This window comes from Pseudoalteromonas sp. NEC-BIFX-2020_002 (genome assembly GCF_013002825.1).
GTDB classification, from domain to species: domain Bacteria; phylum Pseudomonadota; class Gammaproteobacteria; order Enterobacterales; family Alteromonadaceae; genus Pseudoalteromonas; species Pseudoalteromonas neustonica.
Map to the genome: position 1 here is coordinate 103,918 of NZ_JABEPJ010000011.1, position 17,293 is coordinate 121,210.

Genomic DNA, 17,293 nt, shown 5'->3' on the forward strand with positions numbered 1-17,293 from the left:
TGTTACATCGATAATAAAGTGGTTCTTTTATTTTGACTTTTTTATCTACAAAACGTGCTTTTTGCGCTCAATCCCCCCGTTAAATCGATAAACTTGATTGTATATACATGAAAATTTGTTAACTTATGGAAGTTAAATACCCAAGTCACCTTAAAATTCAGAATTTAGGTGATTTTGGTATACCCACGCTATCTATTTTCATTTAACGGAGTTCTCATGCGTAAGACCTTAATAGCAACAACGATTGCTAGTGCAGTACTATTATCTGCTTGTGGTTCACAAGAAACAAAACAAACCACAGAACAAGCGAGCGAAGTGCAAACCGTCGCCGTTGATAACGTATTGATGAAGCCAAGCCCATTACAATATATGGCGCCAGAATTTGATAAATTTGGCACTAAAGATTACGAACCCGTTTTTGACGCGGGTATTGCGCAACAAACAGCACAAATTGCGACAATTGCAAATAATCCAGAACCTGCAACCTTTGCTAATACACTTGTTGAGTTAGAGCTATCAGGTGAACTACTTGATCGTGTATCAACTGCTTTTTATAACTTATCAGGTTTGATCTCTGATGATGAGTACCAACGCATTGCAGCAAAAATGGCACCTGTGCTATCTGCACATTCTGATGATATTTATTTAAATAAAGCATTATTTGCACGTGTTGAAAAAATCAATAACAACAAAGCTAGTTTAAACGCAGAAGATCAACGTCTTGTTGAATTTTACTACACTAAATTTGTTAATGCTGGTGCAAAATTAGATGAAGCGCAAAAAACTAAAATGCGTGAGATCAATGCTGAGCTTGCAAAACTATCAACTGCTTTTTCACAAAACGTATTAAAATCGTTTAAAGAAGACGTTGTACTTGTTACTGATAAAAGTGAATTAGCGGGCCTTTCTGATGGTCACATCGAAAGCTTAGCGGCTGCGGCTAAAAAAGCAGGTAAAGAGGGTTACATGATCACCCTTGTAAATACCACGCAACAACCTATTTTGAGCAGCCTAGAAAACCGTAAACTACGTGAACGCGTATTTAAAGCGTCATCTACACGTGCACAAGATACAAATGGCCCTATCATCATCAAAGAAACCAACTTACGCGCACAAAAAGCGGCGCTGCTTGGTTACAAAGATTGGGCATCTTATGTAATGACTACGCGTATGGCTAAAACCACTGAGAACGTGTACGGCATTTTAGATGACTTAGCACCAAAAGCTGTAGACAAAGCAAAGGCTGAAGCAGCTGAAATTCAAAAAGTGATCAAAGCATCAGGCGAAAAATTTGAGCTACAACCGTGGGATTGGGCTTACTACTCTGAAAAAGTTCGCCAAGCGAAATACGACCTAGATCCAGCGCTTGTTAAACCTTACTTTGAAATGCAATCAGTGATCCATAACGGTATGTTCTTCGCAATGGAAAAACTATACGGTATCACTTTCAAAGAGCGTAATGATTTACCGGTATATCATGAAGATGTAATGGTATTTGAAGTATTTAACGAAGATGGCAGTGCAATTGGTTTATTCTACATGGACCCATATGCACGTGAAGGTAAACGTGGCGGTGCTTGGATGAGCGCATACGTTGGTCAAAGTGGCTTAAAAGGCACTAAACCTGTTATTTATAATGCGCAAAACATACCAAAACCTGCAGAAGGTCAACCAACATTAATGACGTTCTCTGAAGTAACCACTATGTTTCATGAGTTTGGTCATGCGGCGCACGGTTTATTCTCAGACGTTAAGTACCCAAGCCTAGCGGGTACTGCAACAGCACGTGACTTTGTTGAGTTTCCTTCACAAGCACATGAAGATTGGAATATTGAACCAACAGTACTTGCTAACTACGCTAAGCATTACAAAACGGGTGAGCCAATTCCAAAAGAATTATTGGATAAAGTACTTGAGTCACAAAACTTCAACCAAGGTTTTGGTACAACTGAGTATTTAGCGGCGGCATTACTTGATATGGAATGGCATTCATTCGGTGCTGATAAAGTTGTAACTGACGTACAAAAGTTTGAGCATGATGCACTTGAAAAGCATGGTATTGCTTACTACCCGGTACCGCCACGCTATAAGTCTTGCTACTTTAGCCACACATTTGCTGGTGGTTACTCTGCAGGTTACTACGCTTACCTTTGGACTGAAGTATTTGCAGCTGATGCATTTGCACACATGACAGAGCAAGGTGGTCTAACCCGTAAAAACGGCGATAACTTCCGTAAAGAGATCCTTTCAAAAGGTAACAGCCGCGATTTAATGCAAAGTTACATTGAATTCCGTGGTCAAAAACCAACAACTGACGCGTTATTAAAGCGCCGTGGTTTAGTTGAGTAATAAAGCACACGTAAACCAAAAGCCCGCATACTGATGCGGGCTTTTTTGTTATAGTGGCTTTTTTCCACAATACCTAAAAATCATAATGAGCTACCTTTTTGCAGTCACCCTACTTTGGGCCTTTTCGTTTAGTTTAATTGGTGTGTACCTTGCCGGCCAAGTTGATGCCTGGTTTAGCGTATTAATGCGTGTAGCCTTAGCAACAATTGTATTTTTACCCTTTTTGAAGTTTAAACAAATTCCCAGCCAGTTGATCGTAAAGCTAATGCTCATTGGCGCTGTGCAGCTTGGAATTATGTACAGCTTTTATTATCATTCATTTTTATACTTAAGCGTGCCAGAAGTATTACTATTTACAGTAATGACCCCGCTTTACATCACCTTGTTAAATGACGCGATTGAGCGGCATTTTAATCCACAATTTTTTGCTGTCGCACTGCTTGCAATTGCAGGTGCTATTGCCATTCGTTATCAAGGTATCAATGAAGACTTTATACTTGGCCTATTGTTAGTCCAAGGCGCAAATCTATGCTTTGCCACCGGGCAAGTGACCTATAAACGCTTAATGCGCGATAGTAACATTGCACACCAAACCGTATTTGGCTGGTTCTTTATAGGCGCGCTTATTGTCGCTAGTATCTGCTTTGCCTTATTTGGTAACACTGAAAAACTTCCCACCACTACAACTCAATGGGGTGTATTAATTTATCTGGGTATTGTTGCTTCTGGGGTAGGTTATTTTGCATGGAATAAAGGCGCAACACTTGTCAATGTTGGGGCGCTTGCCGTAATGAATAACGTACTTATTCCCGCTGGTATTTTAGTTAATGTTGTAATTTGGAATCGCGACGCCGATATTATAAAACTCAGCCTAGGTGGTGCGATCATTTTATTGGCACTCGTGCTTAATCAGTATCTAGATAAAAAATCGGCAACACCTAAGTACTGACCTAAAACTGTCACTAAAAGTAATTACTCTAGGTAGATATCGACACCCCAATCGTTTTTAATTAATTAGTGGAATAAAAAATGAAGCATGCAGCCCCTTTTATTGGCTTGGCATTATTTAGCGCGGTATTAATTGCATTGTCAGGTTGTGATGATGATATTAAAATCGTCGACAAAGAAATCGTTGTCGAAAACACCCAGCTTAAGATTGTTGAAGTCCCTACGCCTATTATTGTCAAAGTACCTGAAGGTGCAGCGCCAGATATTCAACTGGGCACACGCCCTTATTTTCTTATTAATGATATGCAACAAAGTCCGCTAAAAGAACAACTGGCCAGTTGCAGCGAAGGGCCATTTTACCGCACTGATTTTTCAATAGGTCACCGCGGTGCACCAATGCAATACCCTGAGCACACTAAAGAATCTTATATTGCAGCTGCTCGTATGGGAGCTGGTATTGTGGAGTGTGATGTTACATTCACCAACGATAAAGAACTGGTTTGTCGTCATTCTCAATGTGATTTACACACCACCACAAACATTTTAGCTATTCCTGAACTTGCCGCTAAGTGCAATGTGCCTTTCACACCTGCCGATCCTGTAAACGATATCGCAGCCTCTGCAAAGTGTTGTACCAGTGATATTTCATTAGCTGAGTTTTTAACCCTTGAAGGTAAAATGGATGGCGCGAATAGCAAGGCCACAACAGTTGCACAATATCTGCAAGGCACACCGAGTTGGCGCACGGATTTATACAGCGCACACGGTACATTATTAACGCATAAACAAAGTATTGAACTGTTTAAAGAGTTAGGCGTTAAAATGACACCAGAACTTAAAGCCCCTCAGGTAAGTATGCCATTTAATGGTTTTACCCAAATGCAATACGCGCAAAAAATGCTGGATGAATACACGCAACTTAATGTTGAACCTAGCCGTGTTTACCCGCAGTCATTCAACCTTGAAGATGTTAAATATTGGATTAATACAAACCCTGAATTTGCAGACAGAAGTGTTTACCTCGATGGACGAGATAGCAATGCGGGCTTTGACCCTAATAATGCAGATACTTGGCAACCTAGCATGGCTGAGCTTGTGAATCAGGGCGTTAAAATTATTGCACCGCCAATATGGATGCTACTGAGCATTAATAGTGACCAAAAAATCGTTCCCTCCAAATATGCAGTTAATGCCAAAGCAGCGGGGTTAAATATAATTACTTGGAGTTTGGAGCGCTCGGGGCCACTTGAAAATGGCGGTGGTTATTATTATCAATCCATTACGGATGTGATCAATAACGATGGCGATATGATGAATGTTGTTGACGTGCTTGCACAAGATGTAGGTGTTATTGGTATATTTTCAGATTGGCCAGCAACAGTCAGCTACTACGCAAGCTGTAAAAAAATGCCTGCGAGTATTTAACTTTAGCCCAAGTTAAGGTTATTCAAATTATCACCGAGTCCAACATTATGTTGGGCTCGCATATTTTTCAAGGCCACACACTCGTCCACTGACTCACTGTGCGTTATTATAAGCAAAATTTAAGTTTACCAATTGTATTAAATTGGCATAAAAGGCACATTATGATCATTCAACATCACAGCCATGATATCGCAACAGACACAGGTATTATGCGCACCAGCGTGTACCGTCCACAGGACGGTGGCCAGTTTCCCGCCATTATTTTTTACTCTGAAATATTTCAACAAACCGCACCAATTGCACGCAGTGCCGCACTTTTAGCAGGTCATGGTTTTGTTGTGTTAGTGCCTGAGGTATTCCATGAGTTGAATCCGCTTGGTACTGTCCTTGCTTATGACGATGCAGGTAAAGATAAAGGGAACGCCGATAAATGGGCTAAGCCATTAGAGTCACACGACAGCGATACTCACGCGATGATAAACTTTGTACAAACTCAAAATTACTGCACCGGTGCTGTCGGCGCGATGGGTGTATGCATTGGTGGCCATTTAGCCTACAGAGCTGCGCTTAATCCTGCCATTAAAGCCGCTTTTTGCTTATACGCTACTGACATTCATAGCGACACATTACCTGCAAAAGCAGGCAATAACTCGTTTGAACGCATGAAGGATATCCAAGGTGAGATTCACTTTATTTGGGGCAAGCAAGACCCACATGTGCCAAAAGAAGGACGTGCTAAAATTTATCAACACGCTGTAACTAGCGGTATTAATTACCAGTGGCAAGAAGTAAACGCCCAGCATGCCTTTATGCGTGATGAAGGCGAGCGTTATGACCCAGCCCTTGCTATTGCCATGTATCAGCAAGCTGTTGCGTTATTTAGCCGCACTTTGTAAGGTTAAAACACTTTTAAAATTGCATACCCAATGCGGTATGCTTTTTTACAAAGTAATCTTTTAAATAATCGATAAACAATCGTAGCTTTTTAGAACCCGCGCCGCCTGGCGGAAACACACCATAAAGCTCAATGTCTTTACTTTTATATTCATCCAGTACAATTTCTAATAGCCCAGCTTGTACTTTAGGCCATGCATCATAAAGTGGGATCCGCCCAATGCCGTGGCCGGCTTCAACAAAGGCAGTACGCGCAGCGGCATTATTTGTACTTAAACCGCCTTGCATTGTGAGACTGTGTTTTTTACCGTCTTTTTTAAGGGTTAAGGTTTTACTGCCAAGCTGATACACCACCCATTGATGCTCGCTTAATTGCTCTGGCGTTTTAGGCTTACCAAAGTGGGCAAAATAATCTGGCGAACCACAAATACATGTACTCATTGTCGTGAGCTTAGTTGCCTGTAAATTTGAGTCGCTCAGCGACACACCTCTTACAGCAAAATCAAAACCATTTTTAATAATATCAATCACATCATCTGTTAGCTGTAGATCTATATTGATTTTAGGGTATTGACGTTTAAAGGCATTAATTGCTGGCACAATAAGTTGCATGCCAACATTTACTGGACAGCTTATTTTTAATAACCCTTGAGGTTCATTTTTAATGTTTTCAATTTGTAGATTTGCCGCATTGGCTTGCTCGGTGATGATTCGACAACGTTCATAATAAGCAATGCCAGCCTCGGTTAATGCCATCGTGCGTGTTGAGCGATTTAATAAGGTTACTTCAAGCTGAGTTTCTAATTTTTTTAAGTGATAACTAGCCACAGTACGGGTTAACCCTAATTGCTTTGCAGCTGCGGTTAAGCTGCCCTGCTCCACTATTTGTGCAAATACCACCATACTTTTTAACTGCTCAAACGATACCTTCATAACATCTCCTAAATTCAACTTTACAATTGTATCAATTATTAAATCAATAAAGTTAAATTTACCATCGTTGTTTAAATATATCTCAGGGCATATAGTTATCTACAAGCTAAGTTAATAATTCAATTCATCAGAAGGAATATCGTTATGGCTAAAAAAATACTTATGGTACTTACCTCACACGCAGAGCTAGGTAATACAGGCGAAAAAACAGGGTTTTGGGTAGAAGAATTTGCAGCCCCTTATTACGCATTTATTGATGCTGGCGCAAAAGTGACCTTAGCATCACCACAAGGCGGCCAACCACCGATTGACCCTACAAGTACGTTATCTGACTTTCAAACTGATGCAACTAAACGTTACGACAACGACAGTGCAGCACAAACGTTAATGGCAAACACACATGTCCTTAGCGAAGTAAATGCCAGCGATTATGACGCCGTATTTTACCCGGGTGGCCACGGCCCATTATGGGATTTAGTGGATAACACTGATTCGATTACGTTAATTGAAGATTTTATTAAAGCACAAAAGCCTGTTGCTGCAGTATGCCACGCCAGCGCTGCATTTCTAAATATTAAAGGTGCTGATGGTAATGCATTGGTTGCGGGTAAAAAAGTAACAGGCTTTAGTAATACCGAAGAAGCAGCAGTCCAACTGACTGATATAGTGCCTTTTTTAGTCGAGGATGAGTTAATCAAAAAAGGCGGCGATTATCAAAAAACAGATGATTGGGGCGTATTAGCATTAGAAGACGGCCTTGTTATCACGGGTCAAAATCCTGCCAGCTCTGAACTTGCAGCTAAAAAGTTATTAACTAAGTTAGGTTAAACTCAATTTAGCTTACATCAAAGCCTTGCCCACTGGGTAGGGCTTTTCATTTAGGCATCAAGATGGGTATACTCTGGCAAATCCATTTTCAATTTAAGCTTATGTATGCCAACTAAAAAAAGCTCTTTGAGCATTCCTCCTTTAGCCAGTAAACGTTTTGCCATTGTAGGCATTATTTTATTATGCACGTTGCTGCAAATCGCCAATAGCGTACCCGGTATTAACTTAAATGGTTTAGGGATCTATCCTCGTAATTTAACTGGGCTAACAGGCATATTTTTTGCCCCCTTTCTACATGGTGGTTGGGTGCATCTATTAAGTAATATGGTCCCTTTTGCGGTGTTAGGTTGGCTAGTATGCCAGTACAGTGTAAAGCGCTTTTGGGCTGTATTTGTTTTTACTGCACTTACTGGTGGTTTACTGGTTTGGCTATTTGGTCGAGCAAATATACACGTAGGTTTAAGCGGGGTACTTTACGGTTTATGGGGCTTTTTAATTAGCTACGGCATTATGCACCGTTCATTTAAAGCCATTTTGATTAGTGTATGCGTTGTGTTTTTATATAGTGGTTTTATTTGGGGTGTATTGCCACAAAGACCGCATATATCGTTTGAAAGCCACCTATTTGGCGCCATTGCCGGAATATTTATTGGCTATTATTTTGCAAAACAAGATAAAAAAAGTAACAGCCGTAAGCTGTGAATAGGCAGGCTATGCTAAATCAAGCACGCAACGTTAGTGTAGCCATCACTACAGCGTGATCGGTGCTTTGGTCATCACGCTCAAAGTCAGGGTTTATCAAGTGACGGTCATAGGTGTGGTAATTACTTACTTCATAAAAACTGTCATGGAAACTCGCATAAAACTCACAAGACAGTAAAATATAATCAAGTACTGAGCTGCTGGCCCCATAGTAATGTGTTGGCACACGATGTGGCTTTTTTGGGGGGTGAGGTTCAGGTTCTATGTTGTCACTCACCTCTTTTGCAACCCCCGTATTTACAAGTGACCTTACATACAAATCCCATGCATCACTTAAACAATATTTTGCAAGGTAGGCACGACAATCAAACGCAGGGGCAAATCGTAATGAGTCAGTAAGCAAATGACTTAATACACCATCGGCTAGGTTATTGTTAAAGTCGCCCATTAATAGCATCGGGTTTTGCGTGGCCTCACGCCGCGCTATCATTTCAACCATCAGTAATGTAGCTTCTGTTCCGCGTTGTATTGTTGAGCCCCAGCCACCAGCAAGTGTTGCTTTTAAATGCTCTATAATATTTTGCTCAGGCGCTAATTGGTTTGGTTCTTCAACCTCAATCATCGAACGTTTAGATTTAAAGTGCACCACATAACAATCAGTGTTACCAATGTGCGGTAAATCAACCGTGGCTCTGAGTACTTTGCGACTAAACGAAAAGTCAGCTGCTAAACCAAGCGTTTGCGCAAGTTCATTGTCATGTCGAACAACACCGACCTCTGTAATTGGAAAGCGCGAGGCTATAGCGACCACTGGCCGTTTATAAATAAAATCATCAATTACTTCTGGCTCATCTATCACTGCAAAATATGCATAACCTTGCTTATGCATAAGCGCTTTTAACGGATCAATACTAAACACTTCTTGAAAGCCTATAACATCAGGTTGCTGCTGATTTAAATAATCACTAATCCAGCGCTGTTTTTTAGCCCACTGCTGTGCGGTATAAATGCGTTCAAATTCATAAAACGCATTAGGCGGCTCAAGGTAATTAAACAGGTTAAACGTCGCAACTTTCAACTCTGTATTATTTAGCACCACCGTATCTTTGCTAGCTAAAAGTACTGAGTTATTACTTGTTTGTAATTCACTGTTGTTGATAACGTTCACCCGCCTAAAAGTTAGAAAACAATTATATACCCAAACCACCTCAAGATGCATACTTCAGCGTTTCACAGGGGCTTAATATCGAGGCGTTACTTTGCAATAATGGCAATCCCTTTTAAGAAGTAACAACGATGAAAGTAAGCGCCTGTGAAACGCCCAACGGGTTGGTTTAAAAGCGATTTATACTGCGTTATTAATTTTAACAAGGGAGCAACCATTATTTGCAATCAATGCCTTGCCTGAATCACTTTTAATTCCAACTGAAACTGTATCTTGAGATGGCTTGGGTATAACATAAACACATGCTTGAGCTGGAAATACAAGATAATGATGAAGGTATTACCCAAGAGCAAGAAAGCAAAATTTTTGAGTTATCCTATCGTGGCGGTAACAAATTAACCCGCACCACGCAAGGCACTGGCATTGCGTTGGATTCGCGCTAGTAAGCGAGCTCATTGTTGCACAACATGGTCAAATTAAAGCAACCAGAAGAAAACCCAGTCTTGCCATGCGGCTTTCATTTCAGTCTAAATGTTGAATGATTGGAGTTTACTCAGAAAAGCTTTCTACTGTTATTTAAATCTGTCAAAAATACGAAAAAATGCATCATCAGCTTTTTTAGACATAATCTCAAATGGTGATCTTTTTTTGTATTTTATACACCTAAACATCACCAAGTATAAGACCAAAGCTATGGCAATGTTCGGCCATGCGTTAAGTTCCCACTGATACTTCCAAGATAAAGTTACAACCTCTGAAAAAGGTGATAAGTAAGAAAGTGGCCATTGATATCCATCAGGACCTTTAGATCCGATTAAGTCGCAAACTAGATGTAAATGAAATAACAAAAATGCCATACAAGCTACTTTAAGCTTATTGATGCTAGCAGTTATATACGCAATGCACGTAACGAATAAGCAAAATCCTAAATTATGTAGCGAATGATGCCATTCACCCCACAAATTTGAGCTGTGCCCAGCCATCCTCAAAATTGGATCAATCAACAACCCAACACCGTCTATATCTGGAGCTATACCAGAAATCGTAATTATACGTCGCTCTCTCACCCTTCCCTTTATCAGGTTTGATGAAAGCCAACTCATTATAAAGTGACTGCTAGGGCTGATATCTATACTCCATTAATTTAGCGTACTAATAAAAAATCATTCGAATTTAATTACTTACCTAGCTCATTTATTAATATACATGGTGTAAGTAAATGTCACTTTATTATCCTTTGTATTATATGCAGATTCAGACACTTCAGCCTTAAGCAACGCTTTTTTTATACATCGAGCATGCATGCTTTTTTCTTCAAAATTCAGGAATTTAAGGCCATCTATCACTCCGTCTTTTGTAACATTAAACTCTAGTTCAGCGAATGTGTTAGTAACGCTGCATGCAGCAGGCATAGGGCAACGTAAATGTAAGAAATCGTGATTAAAAATAGCCGTTTTACTATTAACATAAATCACTTCAACTAAAGGAGCATTAAGCTTTACAATTGTGTCATCACTACATGATTTAATAACACAGTAATGAATAGGCAAAGCTAAAAAAAGACTCAACATGAAAACACCTTTATTCACCAAGCCAATTATATTTGACATCTTTCACTATTTTATTAAATTCGGACAGGGTTATTTTCCCACTGGCTAAATCGTCCTCAGCAGGCCATACAATTTTTATGTATTTAGTTTCTATATCAGCAAGAATATAGCCTAATTTCCTTTCTGTTATTTTGTCATTATGAAAGTGCTGCATTGCTAATTTTTTATTCCACCGTTGACCTTCAGGCGGATCTGGTAATGTAAAATCGAGGGTGAGCAATCTTTTATCCGAGATTATATATCCTTTTGCAACAGCATCTTCTGCACATTCATACAAAACATAATCAATCGAATCGTGTAGGCCATAAAAATGCCAATCAAAACCTGCTGTACATCCGCCGACTATATTGCCTTTATCGTCACTTATATCGATAGTTCTTTGCGCACATCCCGAAATAAACAATAAACTAACGATGATCGTGAACAAGCTTTTGTACATATAAGCCTCTTACAAGAAAATATAACAGTCAATAATTTCAATAGATTAACAGCCAATAATTTGCATCTCAACTGCATTTCATATTTAGTGTTTTAAACTCAAAAAAAACCAAAGGGGTAAGGCGCTGTTTCACTCAGGTATTTATTTTTGCTTTTATACACTTAAAAAATCACTGCCTCTTACTTTTAAACCGTATTTTTATTGATAGGCCTGGCGACATGCGTTGTGCCTCAATGGTGCCTTGCTGCGCTAGAACGAGTTCATTAACCAGTGCGAGCCCGATCCCAGTTCCTTGTGTTGAGCGTGTTAGTTCTGAACCTCCTCGATAAAATAATTCAAAAATTTTACGTTCTTGTTCAGCACTAACCCCATCACCATAATCACGAAATTCTATCACGATGAAATCTTTATTTTTAGGATCCGGTTTAAAATGAATATCTATTTTCTTACGTGTGTAATCTTGTATTTTATCGCTATCAAAGAACTTAATGGCATTATCGGTTATGTTAATAACCACTTGCGAAAATGCATCTAGATCAACTAAGAGTAATGCTCTTTCAGGTTGTTCAAACTCACTCGAAATGTTTATTTTAAAGTCGCTTTTAATTAATAAAGACGACACTTTTGATTCAATCATGTCGATTAAAATACTGAGTTTGGTGTAGTGCGCTTCAACACTATGTTGTGGTTGATTAAGCTTTGAAAGTTGCAATATATTATCGATTAAACGAGAGAGCCGTTCACTCTCGCTGTGTATAAAGTCGTAATAATCTAACTTATACTGTTCTGATGGCACCATGCCTGACTTTAGCATTTCTGAATACATGCGGATTGATGTTAAAGGTGTCTTAAGCTCATGACTCACTGAGGAAACAAAGTTTAGCTGCTGCTCTGCAAGCTTTAGTTGTTTGACCCCTAAACGGTAAAAGCCATAACAGCCAATGACAATGCCAAGCATCAGCAGCATCATTAAACCCAGATTATAAGTGGCAGCTGTGGGTAAAATAAATTTTGAGGTTGAATAAGTAAGCTGATGGTCTTTAAAAGGCCACCTTAATTCATGGCTGTTTATGGCCCGTTGACTATACACAGATGATAATTGCATTGGCTGGGTTATAGTTGCCTGAGTGATAGTTGCTTGGCTTTGCGCGTTCCCCTGATAAATAAAGTAGGCTTCACCTGAGCCCGTTAACGTAGACTTTAATGTAATGGCTATCGTGTTGTTAAACTGCACTGTCGTTAGCATTCTTTTAACTTGATTGTTTAAGTATGCGCTTACATCGATGACATAACCTTGTAACTTTTGAATGTTATTTACATGAACAACGCGATAAAAAACAAGGTGTCCGGGTACATCCGATAATAAAAGAAACTTCTCATTATTTACAGATAGTCTATTGTTAATGAGTGCTTTTAGTTCATTAGACTTGGCGGTTATTGTATATAATTTTGACACGAGGCTTTTACGTTTTATCGTCTCATCATCATCTTGAGCGGTTATTAAACTTTGGGTATCGCGTATAAAATCAGGCCAGACAGGGCTGTTAAAATTGCCATCTTGGTCAACTTGAAAATAACCTAAAAGTCCGTCATATCGAGTATTGTATTCTAGGCTTGAAAGAGGCGATTTTTCTTTGGTTACGTGTTTATTGTTCGGGTTATAAATATGTTGGTAGTAATCAAACGCGAGTGTGCTTAACGCGTTATCAAAAACCACTCGCTTAAATAACCGCAAGTTTAGCTGCGAGGTTATTTCTTCGGTTTTATCTTGATACTCGGTTAAAAGGTCTTTTTCAAATTGATAGTAACCTTTAATGAACACCATGCTAATTGGCGCTAATAAGAGAAACAAACAAACGAAGGTAAAACAACGCAGACGGTTAACACGCTGTTTGTAGCTTAATAATCGCTTATTTAAGAGCTGTGGCTTCATATTACGATTGTCGACTAAAAAGCTGATACCCTTCGCCTCTTAGGGTGACTAGATATTCAGGTGTTTTTGGGTCGCGTTCAATTTTTTTTCTTATTTTAGCGATGTGAATATCCACAGTACGGGTGTCTAGGCAGTCGGTTGATTTATATCCCCACACTTCTCTTAATAGTTCATCGCGTGATACGGGGGCTTTTTGCTGGTTTAAGTACGTTAAAATATTCACTTCTCGACGTGTATAGCGCACGGCTTGTTTATGAGATGTTCCCGTTAATTTTTGCATGCAAATACTCACATGCTTGCCAATATTGAGTTTGTTGTTATTGTTAGATAAGCCTGAGCGCCTGATTAAAGCCGTGACTCTTAATACTAATTCAGACGTTGAAAACGGTTTTGCCAAATAATCGTCAGCGCCTAAGGTAAGGCCATTAATAATATCTGCCTCTGTATTTTTTGCAGTCAGCATTAAAATAGGCTGAATTTGGGATTGTACTCTAATGGCATTGCATATCTCAAAGCCATTCATTGATGGCAGCATCACATCTAAAAGAATACAACTGTGTTGCTTTTCTAACGCGCGGCTTAATCCTTTTTTTCCATCCATTTCACTTTCAACATCAAAGCCATGAAATACAAATAGATCAGTTAAGCCACGTAATATACTCGGTTCATCTTCGATGATGAGCAGTGTTGGTTTAATATTCATATTATTGTTTTTTAAATCCTTCACTTATGCAATCTGGACTATATCACCCTTTTTAAACGTTATAATGCAAAGTTTTGTAAAACTTTTACTGCGTTAATTTTACCTTTTGTGCCTATTTGAAGGTGCTGAGACTGATTAAGATAACCCTGAATTAAATAACAGGGATCTAACAATGACAAACCGCGATACTCACCCAAATTTATTGTATAAGCGCTGTGCGTTATATCAGGCTATTTTATCCACCGTTTTGATTGGTGGCTCAAGTATGTTACTTGGGTTTTCAACCAGCAGTGCTGCAAGTGAACCCGTCGCCAATACGCAGCGGTATGAAGCGAGTTCCTTTATGGCGTTAGATCCTCAAACGTTATACGACATTTTAGAAAATACCCCCGGTGCAAATACCCTATTAAGTAAAATGAACAGCGCATCAGAAAGTCGCGGTTTTGGTTCGTCCGGCGATCAAATTTTGATAAACGGTAAACGTATGTCGGGTAAAGAAAATAATATTACGAAAGAGCTCAATAATATTCAGGCAAAGGATGTTGAGTACATTGAATTGATCCGCGGGACTCGCTCTGATTTAGATGTTCAAAGTAATGGATTAGTGATTAATGTGGTACTTAAACAAGATATAGATACATCTATTCTTTGGACACTGGGCACGGTTAAAACAGCTGATATAAAGCCATATATCACAGGTTCTTTGACTTACAGTGCAAGCAAAGGCAATTTAAAATATAGAGTTGGCTTAAATCACTACGTCAATACAACTGAAATAAGCTCAGAAGAAGTGTTTACTTCCCCAAAGCTAGTTGACACACAAACGAACGCCCGTGTCCGCGAGAATATATACAAAGCTAGCCAGCTATCAGCAAAATTAGAATATGTATATTCAGATAAAACCGCTATGCAACTCACAGCTATTTACGAAAAAATTAAAGTCGATGCACTCACTGCCAATGACAGTGAATTTTTAACCTCAGACACATTTGAAAGCAAAGTATTACAGTACGATTGGGGTAGAGATAAGTGGGAGGTAAGTGGCGATATTACCCATGATTATAATGATGCCCATCAGCTAAAACTGTTATTTATTAGTAATCAGGCGGATTCTGATGATAAAATTTGGCACCGTATTTTGCAAGATGGTGATGTATTTAAACCAAATTATAAGTTACCACGTATTTATACCTCAAAAGAAAATGTTCTACGTACCAATTGGCGTTTTAACCTTAATAAAAGCCATACTTTTGACTCTGGCTTTGAGGTGGCGATAAATCAGCTTAATGAAAATTTACAATTTATTCGTCAAACAGGCGCGGCTTATCATTCGACTGAATTGAATGATATTAAAGAAACACGTTATGAAGCGTTTAGTAATTATAACTTTGCCATTTCTCCTCAGTTAAACCTACAGTCGTCTTTGGTTTATGAACGCTCGACTATTAATGTAGCGACAGATTTATCCGTGATAGAGGAGACATTACAAAACGCAAAAAGTAACACAGCTCGCACATTTAACTACCTTAAACCACGCTTAAACCTGCGCTATGATTTTAATGATATTTACCAGATGCGTTTTAATTACCAACGAACAGTCAGTCAACTTGATCTTAAAGATTTTGTGCCAAGGTTTGATAGTTACGAGTCTCGCCTTGAAGAAACCAACCCTGATTTAAAACCCCAAGTGCGTGACGAGCTATCAATCGCGTTTGAAAAGCAGTGGCAATCGACCGATGGTAGTTTTATTGTGACGCCTTACTACCATAAAATAAGCGATTTAATAAATGAAGTGTTATTGGCTAAGCGCTCAGGTGACGGTAATATCGATAACGCTAAAGAGTATGGTATTGAGTTTGATACATACTTTGGATTAGACGCGTTTGAACTAAATAACACCTTGATCAGTGCTAATTATACCTGGCGAGATAGTGAGGTAATTCATCCTTTTACCGCTGAAAAAGCCCCTATCGAGCGAGTCAGTAAAAACACTTGGCAGGTAAAGCTAAACCAAAACGAAATTTTACCTGGGCTATCGATGAGTTTAACACTCGAAGATAAAAGCCGTTATATGTTTTACTATTATAACTATCAGGGCAATGTTGATACTAAAATCACTGCAAATGCCTTTATTGATTATCAAATATCGCAAAATTTAAAGTTGCGCTTCAAAGGTGATAACTTACTCAATGATAGGTACACCGTTAATAAAGCGCGCTATACAGGATTATTTACGCAAAGTCAGTATTTAAGGCAAGAGCAACGTGCAAATGAACGCGCACCTCGATTTTCATTAACCTTAACCGGCCAGTTCTAGGTTGGGTGTTTAGCACACTAATTATTTAGTCGTTAAAATGACAAAAATAGCATTGCTGCATTTGTCATTTTTTACTGTTTAACTAGCATACTCATTGAAGTTAGTTGAATGTAACCTACCAATTACGTGCGCCAGCACAGAACTTTTTTATAAAAATACCGGCTTCTGTGCAGCGAAGCGCTTCTGTGTTTTCGGTGGTGCAATTCACTTTAACCTTGGTGTAACACCATTCGCGGCTAAAGCCTATTCCTACGACTTGACTCCTACGAAAAAACTAATGGGGTCAAAATTGGAACTCAGTTATGATGAAGCTATCAATAAAGGTTGGTTACGCGAAACTGCAACTTAACCATACAGTTCAAAACCAAAGAGCCTGATCTTGATTTCAGACTTAATACTTACTGACCAATCGCTCATGATTAGTCAAGTATGCAGGCCATCAATGCAATTAAAAATCCCTATACAATCACATTATTGCAAGCAAAACCTAGCAATATAAGAATACTAATCGATTGTTATAAATCAGATTTACATAATCCGTAAATATAGTCATCAACATATTCCCCCTTGATTATAACGTTTTGTTTTAAACAACCTTCGCGAATAAAACCATTTTTTTCTAATAGCTTGTACGAATTAGAATTACCAACTGTACAGGTAGCCACTAATTTATTGAGGCCTAGCTCGAGTAAAGCAAAGTGTTTAATTAAGTTTAATGCCTCGCTAGCAAACCCCCTTCCCTGAGCACTTGGTTTGATCATAAAACCGACCTCTGCAATACGTGCTTCATGACTCGTAATTTTAAGGCCAATATTACCAAGCTTTTCACCCGTGGTAACTTCGGTGATACCAAGCGATAACCAGCCATCACTGTCCATAGTCCAAGGGCGTGATTTGGCAATAAATGCATCGTTAGCTTGTTCAAAAGTACATGGGTCATACACATGTTCCATCATCGCTGATGACATTGATATTTCAATAAATAAATCTAAATCAGACTCATCCAACGGTGATAGTTTTATTCTTGCCCCAGCTATGTGCATGCAG

At 39.0% G+C, this 17,293-nt stretch carries 16 protein-coding genes; 8 read left to right on the forward strand and 8 right to left on the reverse strand.

Annotated features, from left to right (window positions below; translation table 11 throughout):
- Positions 1-216: 216 nt before the first annotated feature.
- From HJP15_RS13525 to HJP15_RS13540, 4 genes are all read left to right on the forward strand, one after another.
- A complete protein-coding gene (locus HJP15_RS13525) occupies positions 217-2,349 on the forward strand; it encodes a M3 family metallopeptidase (RefSeq protein WP_054453287.1) in 2,133 nt (710 codons plus the stop codon).
- Between the two features lie 85 nt (positions 2,350-2,434).
- Positions 2,435-3,298 (forward strand): carboxylate/amino acid/amine transporter, encoded by an 864-nt coding sequence (locus HJP15_RS13530; RefSeq protein ID WP_170173980.1) that lies wholly within the window; start codon positions 2,435-2,437, stop codon positions 3,296-3,298.
- An 80-nt stretch (positions 3,299-3,378) separates the two neighbouring features.
- Positions 3,379-4,722: a glycerophosphodiester phosphodiesterase family protein gene (locus HJP15_RS13535; RefSeq protein WP_054205096.1), complete on the forward strand. Its 1,344-nt coding sequence runs from the start codon at positions 3,379-3,381 to the stop codon at positions 4,720-4,722.
- Between the two features lie 161 nt (positions 4,723-4,883).
- Positions 4,884-5,618, forward strand: coding sequence for a dienelactone hydrolase family protein (locus HJP15_RS13540; RefSeq protein ID WP_170173981.1), 735 nt, complete (start codon positions 4,884-4,886; stop codon positions 5,616-5,618).
- Positions 5,619-5,631: 13 nt separating this feature from the next.
- Here HJP15_RS13540 and HJP15_RS13545 read toward each other — a convergent pair whose 3' ends face one another.
- Complete coding sequence (locus tag HJP15_RS13545) at positions 5,632-6,549, reverse strand: LysR family transcriptional regulator (protein ID WP_054205095.1); 918 nt, start codon at positions 6,547-6,549, stop codon at positions 5,632-5,634.
- A gap of 144 nt (positions 6,550-6,693) precedes the next feature.
- On the opposite strand from HJP15_RS13545, the gene HJP15_RS13550 reads away from it, so the two are divergent.
- A complete protein-coding gene (locus HJP15_RS13550) occupies positions 6,694-7,377 on the forward strand; it encodes a type 1 glutamine amidotransferase domain-containing protein (protein WP_054205094.1) in 684 nt (227 codons plus the stop codon).
- Between the two features lie 105 nt (positions 7,378-7,482).
- Complete coding sequence (locus tag HJP15_RS13555; RefSeq protein WP_054205093.1) at positions 7,483-8,079, forward strand: rhomboid family intramembrane serine protease; 597 nt, start codon at positions 7,483-7,485, stop codon at positions 8,077-8,079.
- 19 nt (positions 8,080-8,098) lie between these two features.
- Here HJP15_RS13555 and HJP15_RS13560 read toward each other — a convergent pair whose 3' ends face one another.
- The gene (locus tag HJP15_RS13560) at positions 8,099-9,136 is read right to left on the reverse strand and encodes an endonuclease/exonuclease/phosphatase family protein (RefSeq protein ID WP_249365872.1); all 1,038 of its coding nucleotides are present in this window, start codon (positions 9,134-9,136) and stop codon (positions 8,099-8,101) included.
- A gap of 410 nt (positions 9,137-9,546) precedes the next feature.
- Here HJP15_RS13560 and HJP15_RS13565 point away from each other — a divergent pair, with 410 nt between their 5' ends.
- On the forward strand, positions 9,547-9,687 hold the full coding sequence (locus HJP15_RS13565) for a hypothetical protein (protein ID WP_157601493.1): 141 nt from the start codon (positions 9,547-9,549) through the stop codon (positions 9,685-9,687).
- Positions 9,688-9,816: 129 nt separating this feature from the next.
- On the opposite strand, the gene HJP15_RS13570 is transcribed toward HJP15_RS13565, so the two are convergent.
- The 5 genes from HJP15_RS13570 to HJP15_RS13590 all read right to left on the reverse strand — a co-directional run bounded on the left by HJP15_RS13570 (position 9,817) and on the right by HJP15_RS13590 (position 13,929).
- The gene (locus tag HJP15_RS13570) at positions 9,817-10,347 is read right to left on the reverse strand and encodes a metal-dependent hydrolase (RefSeq protein WP_170173983.1); all 531 of its coding nucleotides are present in this window, start codon (positions 10,345-10,347) and stop codon (positions 9,817-9,819) included.
- Positions 10,348-10,434: 87 nt separating this feature from the next.
- Positions 10,435-10,815 (reverse strand): hypothetical protein, encoded by a 381-nt coding sequence (locus HJP15_RS13575; RefSeq protein WP_170173984.1) that lies wholly within the window; start codon positions 10,813-10,815, stop codon positions 10,435-10,437.
- Between the two features lie 10 nt (positions 10,816-10,825).
- Positions 10,826-11,293, reverse strand: a complete 468-nt coding sequence (locus tag HJP15_RS13580) for a hypothetical protein (RefSeq protein ID WP_170173985.1) — start codon at positions 11,291-11,293, stop codon at positions 10,826-10,828.
- Between the two features lie 169 nt (positions 11,294-11,462).
- Positions 11,463-13,118, reverse strand: a complete 1,656-nt coding sequence (locus tag HJP15_RS13585; RefSeq protein WP_170173986.1) for a sensor histidine kinase — start codon at positions 13,116-13,118, stop codon at positions 11,463-11,465.
- Positions 13,119-13,227: 109 nt separating this feature from the next.
- A complete protein-coding gene (locus tag HJP15_RS13590; RefSeq protein ID WP_170173987.1) occupies positions 13,228-13,929 on the reverse strand; it encodes a response regulator transcription factor in 702 nt (233 codons plus the stop codon).
- Positions 13,930-14,101: 172 nt separating this feature from the next.
- Between HJP15_RS13590 and HJP15_RS13595 the strand changes: the two genes are divergently transcribed.
- The gene (locus HJP15_RS13595; RefSeq protein ID WP_170173988.1) at positions 14,102-16,246 is read left to right on the forward strand and encodes a TonB-dependent receptor plug domain-containing protein; all 2,145 of its coding nucleotides are present in this window, start codon (positions 14,102-14,104) and stop codon (positions 16,244-16,246) included.
- Positions 16,247-16,761: 515 nt separating this feature from the next.
- Here HJP15_RS13595 and HJP15_RS13600 read toward each other — a convergent pair.
- Positions 16,762-17,289 carry a GNAT family N-acetyltransferase gene (locus HJP15_RS13600; RefSeq protein ID WP_170173989.1) on the reverse strand — a complete coding sequence of 176 codons (528 nt, stop codon included), beginning with the start codon at positions 17,287-17,289 and terminating at the stop codon, positions 16,762-16,764.
- Positions 17,290-17,293 lie beyond the last annotated feature (4 nt).

Coding starts and splice junctions, on each gene's coding strand:
- HJP15_RS13535 (WP_054205096.1), top strand. CDS start 3,379: ATGAAGCATGCAGCCCCTTTTATTGGCTTGGCATTATTTAGCGCGGTA.
- HJP15_RS13545 (WP_054205095.1), bottom strand. CDS start 6,549: ATGAAGGTATCGTTTGAGCAGTTAAAAAGTATGGTGGTATTTGCACAA.
- HJP15_RS13600 (WP_170173989.1), bottom strand. CDS start 17,289: ATGCACATAGCTGGGGCAAGAATAAAACTATCACCGTTGGATGAGTCT.
- HJP15_RS13565 (WP_157601493.1), top strand. CDS start 9,547: ATGCTTGAGCTGGAAATACAAGATAATGATGAAGGTATTACCCAAGAG.
- HJP15_RS13530 (WP_170173980.1), top strand. CDS start 2,435: ATGAGCTACCTTTTTGCAGTCACCCTACTTTGGGCCTTTTCGTTTAGT.
- HJP15_RS13540 (WP_170173981.1), top strand. CDS start 4,884: ATGATCATTCAACATCACAGCCATGATATCGCAACAGACACAGGTATT.
- HJP15_RS13570 (WP_170173983.1), bottom strand. CDS start 10,347: ATGAGTTGGCTTTCATCAAACCTGATAAAGGGAAGGGTGAGAGAGCGA.
- HJP15_RS13585 (WP_170173986.1), bottom strand. CDS start 13,118: ATGGTGTTCATTAAAGGTTACTATCAATTTGAAAAAGACCTTTTAACC.
- HJP15_RS13525 (WP_054453287.1), top strand. CDS start 217: ATGCGTAAGACCTTAATAGCAACAACGATTGCTAGTGCAGTACTATTA.
- HJP15_RS13595 (WP_170173988.1), top strand. CDS start 14,102: ATGACAAACCGCGATACTCACCCAAATTTATTGTATAAGCGCTGTGCG.
- HJP15_RS13550 (WP_054205094.1), top strand. CDS start 6,694: ATGGCTAAAAAAATACTTATGGTACTTACCTCACACGCAGAGCTAGGT.
- HJP15_RS13575 (WP_170173984.1), bottom strand. CDS start 10,815: ATGTTGAGTCTTTTTTTAGCTTTGCCTATTCATTACTGTGTTATTAAA.
- HJP15_RS13590 (WP_170173987.1), bottom strand. CDS start 13,929: ATGAATATTAAACCAACACTGCTCATCATCGAAGATGAACCGAGTATA.
- HJP15_RS13555 (WP_054205093.1), top strand. CDS start 7,483: ATGCCAACTAAAAAAAGCTCTTTGAGCATTCCTCCTTTAGCCAGTAAA.
- HJP15_RS13580 (WP_170173985.1), bottom strand. CDS start 11,293: ATGTACAAAAGCTTGTTCACGATCATCGTTAGTTTATTGTTTATTTCG.